Genomic DNA, 8263 nt, shown 5'->3' on the forward strand with positions numbered 1-8263 from the left:
ATGCCGGCTTTTCTTTGCTTGCGACCCTGCCATGACCTCGCCGATCCACACCCTCGAGCAACACCTGCTCGCCGCCCTCGACCCCGCGCCACAGGAAACCCGCCGTCTGTTCCATGGCCGCGGGCGCTGCTGGCCTGGCCTGGAGCAGATCACCGTCGACTGGCTGCAGGGTGTGCTGTCGGTGGCGTTGTTCCGTGAGCCGGCCGAGGGCCAGCTGGCGGAACTGGAGCACATGCTGCGCGCCCTCGCCGAGCGCCCGCAGTGGAGCGGTCAGGCGATCCTCATCCAGCACCGCTACCTGCCAGACAGCCCCGGCCAGTGGCTGCTGGGCGAGCCTTGCCAGCAGCACGAAGTGGCCGAAGATGGCCTGAAGTACCTGCTCGACCTGGGCGTGCGGCAGAACAACGGCCTGTTCCTCGACATGCGCTACGGCCGGCGCTGGGTGCGTGAGCAGGCAGCAGGCAAGCGGGTACTCAACCTGTTCGCCTACACCTGTGGCTTTTCGGTGGCGGCGATTGCCGGTGGGGCCGAGCAGGTGGTCAACCTGGACATGGCCAAGGCGGCGTTGGCTCGAGGGCGTGAAAACCATCGGCTCAACGGCCATGACGCTTCCCGGGTCGCCTACTTGGGCCATGAGCTGTTCAAGTCCTGGGGCAAGGTACGCAAGTACGGGCCGTACGACCTGATCATCATCGACCCACCGACCTTCCAGAAAGGCAGCTTCGTGCTGACCCAGGACTACGCGAAGATCCTGCGGCGCTTGCCAGAGCTGCTGACGGAGGGTGGTACGGTACTGGCCTGCGTGAACGACCCTGGCATCGGGCCGGCGTTTCTCATCCAGGGCATGGCCGAGCATGCACCGGCGCTGGTGTTCGTGGAACGGTTGGAGAATCCGCCGGAGTTTCCAGATGCGGATCCAGCGGGCGGGTTGAAGGCGCTGGTGTTCCGCCAGCAAGGCTGAAGCGGGGCGCACAGCGCCCCTGCCAGGCCTTAGTTGCTGGTATAGATCTGGTCGAACACCCCACCATCATTGAAGTGGGTCTTCTGCACGGTGCGCCAGTCGCCGAAGGTCTTCTCCACCGACAGGAAGTCGACTTTCGGGAAACGGTCGGTGTACTTGGCCAGCACGGTGGCATCGCGTGGGCGCAGGTAGTTCTGCGCGGCGATTTCCTGGGCCGCCGGCGACCACAGGTACTTGAGGTATTCCTCGGCCACGGCGCGGGACTTCTTGCGCTCCACCACCTTGTCGACCACGCTCACCGGCGGCTCGGCCTCGGCCGATACGCTCGGGTAGACCACCTCGAACTGTTCGCGGCCGAACTCACGGGCGATCATCTCGGCCTCGTTCTCGAAGGTCACCAGCACGTCGCCGATCTGGTTGGTCATGAAGGTGGTGGTGGCGGCGCGGCCGCCGGTGTCGAGTACCGGCGCCTGCTTGAACAGCTTGCCGACGAACTCGCGGGCCTTGTTCTCGTCACCGCCTTGCTTGAGCACATAGCCCCAGGCCGAGAGGTAGGTGTAGCGGCCATTGCCCGAGGTCTTGGGGTTGGGCACGATCACCTGCACGCCGTCCTTGAGCAGGTCGGGCCAGTCCTTCAGCGCCTTGGGGTTGCCCTTGCGCACGATGAACACGGTGGCCGAGGTGAACGGCGCGCTGTTGTTCGGCAGGCGGGTCACCCAGTCGTCCGGTACCAGTTTGCCGTTGTCGGCCAGGGCGTTGATGTCGGTGGCCATGTTCATGGTGATGACATCGGCTGGCAGGCCATCGATCACCGCCCGTGCCTGCTTGCTCGAGCCGCCGAAGGACATCTGCACGTTGACCTTCTCGTTGTGCTCGGCCTCCCAGTGCTTCTGGAACGCCGGGTTGTAGTCCTTGTAGAAGTCGCGCATCACGTCATAGGACACGTTGAGCAGTGTCGGCGCGGCATGGGCCAGGTTACCGAGGGCCAGGCCTGCGGCGAGCAGTGAGGCACTGAAGAGTTTTTTCACAGGGCATTCCTTGTTCTAGTTCAACGAGTTGGCGATATGCCCGCGACTATAGCGGGTGGTTGATTGGCGCTTAAAGACTAAAAAGGTCTTTGCTTATACATTCCTGGCCTAGATCTGTTCACCTCGCCCGTCATTGTTTGGGGAACAGCGCATTGCCGCACCGCGAGCAGAACGCGGCGCCATGTTCATGGTGCGTCTTGGTGCAAGTAGGGCAGTCGTGCTGCAGATGTTCGCCACGCAGGGCGTTGGCCAGCTCGGCAGTGAAGATCCCAGTCGGCACGGCGATGATCGAGTAACCGGTGATCATTACCAGCGATGACAGCACCTGGCCCAATGGTGTCTTCGGCACGATGTCGCCGAAGCCTACCGTGGTGAGGGTGACAATAGCCCAGTAGATACCCGTGGGAATGCTGGTGAAGCCGTGTTCAGGGCCTTCAATCACATACATCAGGGTGCCGAACACAGTCACTAGGGTCGACACGCTGACCAAGAACACGATGATCTTCTGCTTGCTGCCCTGCAACGCGGCCAGCAGATAGTGAGCTTGTTTCAGGTAGGGGCTGAGCTTGAGCACACGGAAGATCCGCAGCATGCGGATGACTCGAACGATCAGCAGATACTGGGCATCGCTGTAATAAAGTGCGATGACCCCTGGGACGATCGCCAGCAAATCGACCAGGCCGTAGAAGCTGAAGGCGTAACGTAAGGGCTTGGGCGAGCAGTGCAAGCGCGTTAGGTACTCGATCAGGAAAATCCCGGTGAAGGCCCATTCGATACCGGCCAGCAGGCCTGCGTAGTCACGGTGGACTTCGTCGATACTGTCGAGGATCACCGTCACCAGGCTGGCGAGGATGATCAACAGAAGGATCTTGTCGAAACGTCGGCCGGCGACGGTGTCGGTCTGGAAGACGATGATGTAGAGGCGTTCTCGTAAGGGTTGCGAGGCTTGCGGGGTAGACATGAGGTCGATGGGGGCTGATGGGAACGGTACAAGACTAGAAGCCAGGCCTGGCCGTATGCAAGGGTGAAGGACCGGCACGGCTGATAAAAATGCCAGTTGTAGGTGTTGAAAAGGGGCAGGAGAATCCTGGAAGCGACGATAGGGAGAGAAGTCATGCATCTTCGGAGCCAGCAGCCTGATCGATCATTTCCTGAGTCAACACGATACTTCTACGAAAAAGACGGTAGGGCCGTTGAGTGGGGGGAGCAGGGCACAGTACGGGTGGTATGGGCAGGCGAGGCGTTGTTGGCGCTGGAGTCGAAAGACTCGGACCGAGTATTGCTGGCCATCGATGCATCTCGGTCGTTACTGGGCCTTTGGCGATCCTCGCAACTTCTCTGGACCCGCTACACCCCTTACGGCCATCGCGGCAGGTTCGAGGCGAGCCATATGGGGTTCAACGGACAGTGGCTCGACTGCCCGACGGCAGGTTACCTGCTGGGCAATGGTCATCGCCTGTACAAGCCTGCCTTGATGCGTTTCGTCAGCCCGGACAGCCTGAGCCCCTTCGGTAGTGGGGGAAGAAATGCCTATGCCTACTGTCAGGGAGATCCTTTGAATCGAACGGATCCAACGGGTAGAAGCGCCTTTTGGTTAATGTTCAGGGACAGAGTGGGCAATCGGGTATCCGTGGCTCCAAACCCGATCGCCGTCAGCAGGCCTCAATCAACGATTCGCATGACGCGCACTGGCATCCAGGTAAAACTGAAGGCTAGAGATGTTGGAAGAATGGTGGTCAATGCTGAACGATCGAGCGAGGGGGTGAGCATTCCGCTGAACGTGGGGTTTGAGAATATCCAGAGCTCTACGATGACGATCAATAAAGATGGAGTCGTCTGGAGACACACTCTCAGGGACGCCATGAACGTGGGAGTTGATTCAGCCACTGGCAGGTCGTCCAGTGGATTGAAGTTTGACCTTTCCTATGAGCACATAAGGGCGAGAACGACGAAGCTCAGTTTCACCGGAGCAGAAGTGACGCTAGGTTGGTGGGACGTTGCTGGCATGGGTAAGAACGCAATCATTGAAAGCGCACATTCTCTTGTTTCCAACATACGTCAGTCATGACGAATGATGCCCTCCCGAGGTCAGGCATCTTCGGTCGTTCGTATGACACCCACGCCCGCCCTGGCGCCATGCTGTCGTGCAGGGAGCATACTCACAAGGGCAGCGCATGTACCTTGTGGAAGTACAGGCGATCAGGATCCGCCATCGGGCAAGGTTTCGTTGGCACGGGCATCCAGTCGCGCGCCATGCAAACACCAGCAGGCGAGTACGAACGGTGCGGTGAGGCCAGGGATGGAGCACATCACCATGATGTACTGCAGCGCAATCGCCAGCATGATTGCCATCAGTGGTCGCCAGGGAGGTGTGCGCTCCCGTCCGAAGGCCAGCGCAGCCAGCGCGGCATTGAAGCCGAACAACCCCTGCCAGGCGGATTGCGCTTCGCCGGCCAGCAATGCCGCGCCACCGCCGATGGCCGAGCCGAGCAGGGCCCAGACGGCCGCATAGGGGTTGGCGATGAACAGGCCGATGGCGATCAGCAGGCCGGCCAGTGGGTTGTCCAGCAGGAAGATCTGGCCCAGGCCACGGAGCAGGGCATACAGCGGATTGGCCTCGACGTAGGTACTGAGCAAGGGGCTGGCCAGCAGCAGGGTGCCCCAGCCCAGCAGCACGAAGGGGGCGGTATAGGCGATCAGCAGCTTGCCTCCGCGCTTGCGCCACTGGTGGGTGAGGATACTGGACAGGCCACCGGCGGCGATGATCAGTGGCGGCAGGATAGCCGACCAGGGCAGCACCGCGCTGATCAGGATGCCGATCAGCACGCCGTTGTAGCAGTACAGGCCAGCCTGACGGTCGGTGCGGTCGTAGCCGCGGCGTTGGGCGGTGAGCAGGCCGGCCAGGGCGCCGAGCAGGGCACCGCCGACCAGCGCGGGGGCGGTCAGCAGCAGCGCCAACAGGCAGCACAGGCCGCACAGCGGGTTACGTAGCAACAGCACCTGGCTGAAGCCATTGAGCAGGGCCGTGGCCCAGTCGGGGCACGGGTTGACGAAATTCTTGGTGTACATGGGCAGTCGATGAGGTGGATGGGAAGCGGTGGGCCTCTGTCGGGCCTCGGGTTTTCCGCATTGTTCGTGGTTGCTGCCAGGTCCTCGCATTGGGGCTGCTTGGCAGCCCATCGCCGGCAAGCCGGCTCCCAGGGTCCGAGTCGATCACACATGATGTGGCTTGCAGGGCCGTGTGGGAGCGGGCTTGCCGGCGATGGGGCGCGAAGCGGCCCCAGATGAACGTACTGACCGGCTCAGACCAAGGTTTCGATCCGCAGGGTATTGGTCGTCCCCGGCTTGCCGAACGGCACACCGGCGGTGATCAGCAGCGTGTCGCCACGGCTGGCCATGCCTTGCGCCTGGGCGATCTCCAGCGCGGTCGAGCAGATCTCGTCGACCTGGCGCAGGCGATCGTTGACCACCGAGTGCACGCCCCAGGTCACGCTCAGGCGGCGGGCGGTGGTCAGGTTCGGTGTCAGGTTGAGGATCGGCGCCCGTGGTCGCTCGCGGGCGGCGCGCAGGGTCGAGGCGCCCGACTCGCTGTAGTTGACCAGCACCGCCACTGGCAGGATGCTGCTGATACGGCGGATCGCGCAGCTGATGGCATCCGACACCGTGGCCTCGGCCTTGGGACGGCCGACGTCGAGCTGGGCCTGGTAGTCCGGGCCGTTCTCCACCTGGCGGATGATCTTGCTCATCATCTGCACGGCTTCCAGCGGGTAGTCACCCGAGGCGGTCTCGGCCGACAGCATCACCGCGTCGGCACCCTCGGCCACGGCGTTGGCCACGTCGGTGACCTCGGCGCGGGTCGGCGCCGGCGAGAAACGCATGGACTCGAGCATCTGCGTGGCCACCACCACCGGCCGGCCGAGCTGGCGGCAGGTGCCGATGATCTGCTTCTGGATCTGCGGCACGCTTTCGGCCGGCACTTCCACGCCCAGGTCGCCACGGGCCACCATGATCGCGTCGGAGCGCTCGGCGATCGCTTGCAATTGGGCCACCGCCGAAGGCTTCTCGATCTTGGCCATCAGATAGGCACGGTCGCCGATCAACTGGCGCGCCTCGGCGATGTCCTCGGGGCGCTGCACGAACGACAGCGCCACCCAATCCACACCCAGCTCCAGGCCGAAGGCCAGGTCGCGGCGGTCCTTCTCGGTCAGCGGGGAGAGGTCGAGCACCGCCTGGGGCACGTTGACGCCCTTGCGATCGGACAGCTCGCCGCCGGCCAGCACCTCGGTGTCGATGGCATCAGGGTGCTTGGCGGTCACCCGCAGGCGCAGCTTGCCGTCGTCGAGCAGCAGGTCCATGCCCGGCTCCAGGGCCGCGATGATCTCCGGGTGGGGCAGGTTGACCCGACGGCTGTCGCCCGGGGTGGTGTCCAGGTCCAGGCGCAGGGCCTGGCCACGCTGCAGCTGGACCTTGCCGTCGGCGAAACGGCCCACGCGCAGTTTCGGCCCTTGCAGGTCCATGAGGATGCCCAACGGGTAGTTCAGCTGCTGCTCCACCTCGCGGATCCACTGGTAGCGCAGGGCATGGTCGGCGTGTTCGCCGTGGCTGAAGTTGAGGCGGAAGATGTTCACCCCGGCCTCGACCAGTTGACGGATGTCGTCGACGCCTTTGATCGCAGGGCCGAGGGTGGCGAGGATTTTGACTTTCTTATCAGGCGTCATGATTGCGGGCTCTCGAGGATCAGGATGGCGCGGAAGTCGTTGACGTTGGTGCGGGTCGGCTCGGTGACGATCAACGCCTCCAGCGCCGCGAAGTAGCCATAGCCGTTGTTGTTGTCCAGCTCGTCGGCGGCCGACAGGCCCAGGGCCTCGGCGCGGGCGTAGCTGTCCGGGGTCATGATGGCGCCGGCGTTCTCCTCGGAGCCGTCGATGCCGTCGGTGTCACCGGCCAGGGCGTACACGCCGGGCAGGCCCTTGAGGCTTTCGGTCAGGCTGAGCAGGAACTCGGCGTTGCGCCCGCCGCGGCCGTTGCCGCGCACGGTGACGGTGGTCTCGCCGCCGGAGAGGATGATGCACGGTGCCTTGAGCGGCTGCCCATGCAGCACGATCTGACGGGCGATACCGGCATGGACCTTGGCCACCTCGCGCGACTCGCCTTCCAGGTCGCCGAGGATCAGCGGGCTGAAACCTGCCTGGCGCGCCTTGACCGCCGCGGCCTCCAGCGACTGCTGGGGCTTGGCGATCAGTTGGAAGTGGCTGCGCGCCAGGGCCGGGTCGTCGGCCTTGACGGTTTCCGAGGCCGGGTCGTTGAGCCAGTCGATGACCGCCTTGGGCGCGTCGATGGCGTAGCGCTTGAGGATGGCCAGGGCATCGGCGCGGGTGCTCGGGTCGGCCACGGTGGGGCCGGAGGCGATGACCGTGGCCAGGTCGCCCGGTACATCGGAAATCGCATAGGTGTAGACCGTGGCCGGCCAGCAGGCCTTGGCCAGGCGCCCGCCCTTGATCGCCGAGAGGTGCTTGCGCACGCAGTTCATCTCGCCGATGGTGGCGCCGGACTTGAGCAGGGCCTTGTTGATCTGTTGCTTGTCGGCCAGGGTCAGGCCTTCGGCGGGCAGTGCCAGCAGGGCCGAGCCACCGCCGGAGAGCAGGAAGATCACCCGGTCGTCTTCGCTCAGGTCGCTGACCAGTTCGAGCACGCGCTTGGCCACGGCCAGGCCGGCGGCATCGGGGACGGGGTGGGCGGCTTCGACCACCTCGATCTTCTGGCAGTTGGCGCCATGGCCGTAGCGGGTCACCACCAGACCGGAGACTTCGCCTTGCCAGCTCTTCTCGACTACTTCGGCCATGGCCGCGGCGGCCTTGCCGGCACCGATGACGATGACCCGGCCGGTGCGGTCGGTGGGCAGGTGGGGTTCGAGGACCTGGCGGGGGTGGGCGGCGGCGATGGCTGTGTCGAACAGCTCGCGGAGTAGTTTTTGCGGATCGACCGACATGGCAGGCTCCCAAATTATTGTTGTTCTGCAGAATCGAAAACGCCCCCGGATCTGCCTCCGTGCAGGCCGAACCAGGGGCGGTCTTCCAGCTGCAAGCTTCGAGCTACAAGCCGCAAGAGAACGCAGGGCTGCTTCTACTTGCCGCTTGAAGCTTGCCGCTTGAAGCTCACTTGTCGTCGCGGATCGAGAAGTTGGCCATGTGCTCCAGGCCTTTGATCAGCGCCGAGTGGTCCCAGTTGCCGCCGCCGAGGGCGACGCAGGTGCTGAACACTTGCTGGGCGTTGG

The 8263-nt window shown here is 63.9% G+C and carries 7 protein-coding genes and 1 pseudogene; 2 read left to right on the forward strand and 6 right to left on the reverse strand.

Annotated features, from left to right (window positions below):
• Nucleotides 1–31 precede the first annotated feature (31 nt).
• Nucleotides 32–961, forward strand: coding sequence for a class I SAM-dependent methyltransferase (locus ABFA30_RS10515; protein ID WP_225789252.1), 930 nt, complete (start codon nucleotides 32–34; stop codon nucleotides 959–961).
• A gap of 29 nt (nucleotides 962–990) precedes the next feature.
• Here ABFA30_RS10515 and ABFA30_RS10520 read toward each other — a convergent pair whose 3' ends face one another.
• Together ABFA30_RS10520 and ABFA30_RS10525 are read right to left on the reverse strand one after the other, a co-directional pair.
• On the reverse strand, nucleotides 991–1989 hold the full coding sequence (locus tag ABFA30_RS10520) for a sulfate ABC transporter substrate-binding protein (RefSeq protein ID WP_225789251.1): 999 nt from the start codon (nucleotides 1987–1989) through the stop codon (nucleotides 991–993).
• A gap of 130 nt (nucleotides 1990–2119) precedes the next feature.
• Nucleotides 2120–2950: an ion transporter gene (locus tag ABFA30_RS10525; RefSeq protein WP_225789250.1), complete on the reverse strand. Its 831-nt coding sequence runs from the start codon at nucleotides 2948–2950 to the stop codon at nucleotides 2120–2122.
• A gap of 153 nt (nucleotides 2951–3103) precedes the next feature.
• Here ABFA30_RS10525 and ABFA30_RS10530 point away from each other — a divergent pair, with 153 nt between their 5' ends.
• On the forward strand, nucleotides 3104–4057 hold the full coding sequence (locus ABFA30_RS10530) for an RHS repeat-associated core domain-containing protein (protein WP_225789249.1): 954 nt from the start codon (nucleotides 3104–3106) through the stop codon (nucleotides 4055–4057).
• A gap of 131 nt (nucleotides 4058–4188) precedes the next feature.
• Here ABFA30_RS10530 and ABFA30_RS10535 read toward each other — a convergent pair whose 3' ends face one another.
• The 4 genes and pseudogenes from ABFA30_RS10535 to ABFA30_RS10550 form a co-directional block, all read right to left on the reverse strand.
• Nucleotides 4189–5058 carry an urea transporter gene (locus tag ABFA30_RS10535; protein ID WP_225789248.1) on the reverse strand — a complete coding sequence of 290 codons (870 nt, stop codon included), beginning with the start codon at nucleotides 5056–5058 and terminating at the stop codon, nucleotides 4189–4191.
• 233 nt (nucleotides 5059–5291) lie between these two features.
• Complete coding sequence (gene pyk, locus ABFA30_RS10540; protein WP_253081460.1) at nucleotides 5292–6707, reverse strand: pyruvate kinase; 1416 nt, start codon at nucleotides 6705–6707, stop codon at nucleotides 5292–5294.
• A complete protein-coding gene (locus ABFA30_RS10545; RefSeq protein WP_253081461.1) occupies nucleotides 6704–7978 on the reverse strand; it encodes a glycerate kinase in 1275 nt (424 codons plus the stop codon). Before ABFA30_RS10545 ends, pyk begins: the two co-directional genes overlap by 4 nt.
• Before the next feature lie 166 nt (nucleotides 7979–8144).
• A pseudogene (locus ABFA30_RS10550) lies at nucleotides 8145–8263 on the reverse strand (2-hydroxy-3-oxopropionate reductase); the annotation flags it as partial.

Source organism: Pseudomonas sp. HLMP, from assembly GCF_046365545.1.
Classification (GTDB): domain Bacteria; phylum Pseudomonadota; class Gammaproteobacteria; order Pseudomonadales; family Pseudomonadaceae; genus Aquipseudomonas; species Aquipseudomonas guariconensis_B.

Excerpts from the sequence above, each read along its gene's own strand:
- pyk (WP_253081460.1), bottom strand. The coding sequence starts at position 6,707 with ATGACGCCTGATAAGAAAGTCAAAATCCTCGCCACCCTCGGCCCTGCG.
- ABFA30_RS10525 (WP_225789250.1), bottom strand. The coding sequence starts at position 2,950 with ATGTCTACCCCGCAAGCCTCGCAACCCTTACGAGAACGCCTCTACATC.
- ABFA30_RS10545 (WP_253081461.1), bottom strand. The coding sequence starts at position 7,978 with ATGTCGGTCGATCCGCAAAAACTACTCCGCGAGCTGTTCGACACAGCC.
- ABFA30_RS10515 (WP_225789252.1), top strand. The coding sequence starts at position 32 with ATGACCTCGCCGATCCACACCCTCGAGCAACACCTGCTCGCCGCCCTC.
- ABFA30_RS10530 (WP_225789249.1), top strand. The coding sequence starts at position 3,104 with ATGCATCTTCGGAGCCAGCAGCCTGATCGATCATTTCCTGAGTCAACA.
- ABFA30_RS10535 (WP_225789248.1), bottom strand. The coding sequence starts at position 5,058 with ATGTACACCAAGAATTTCGTCAACCCGTGCCCCGACTGGGCCACGGCC.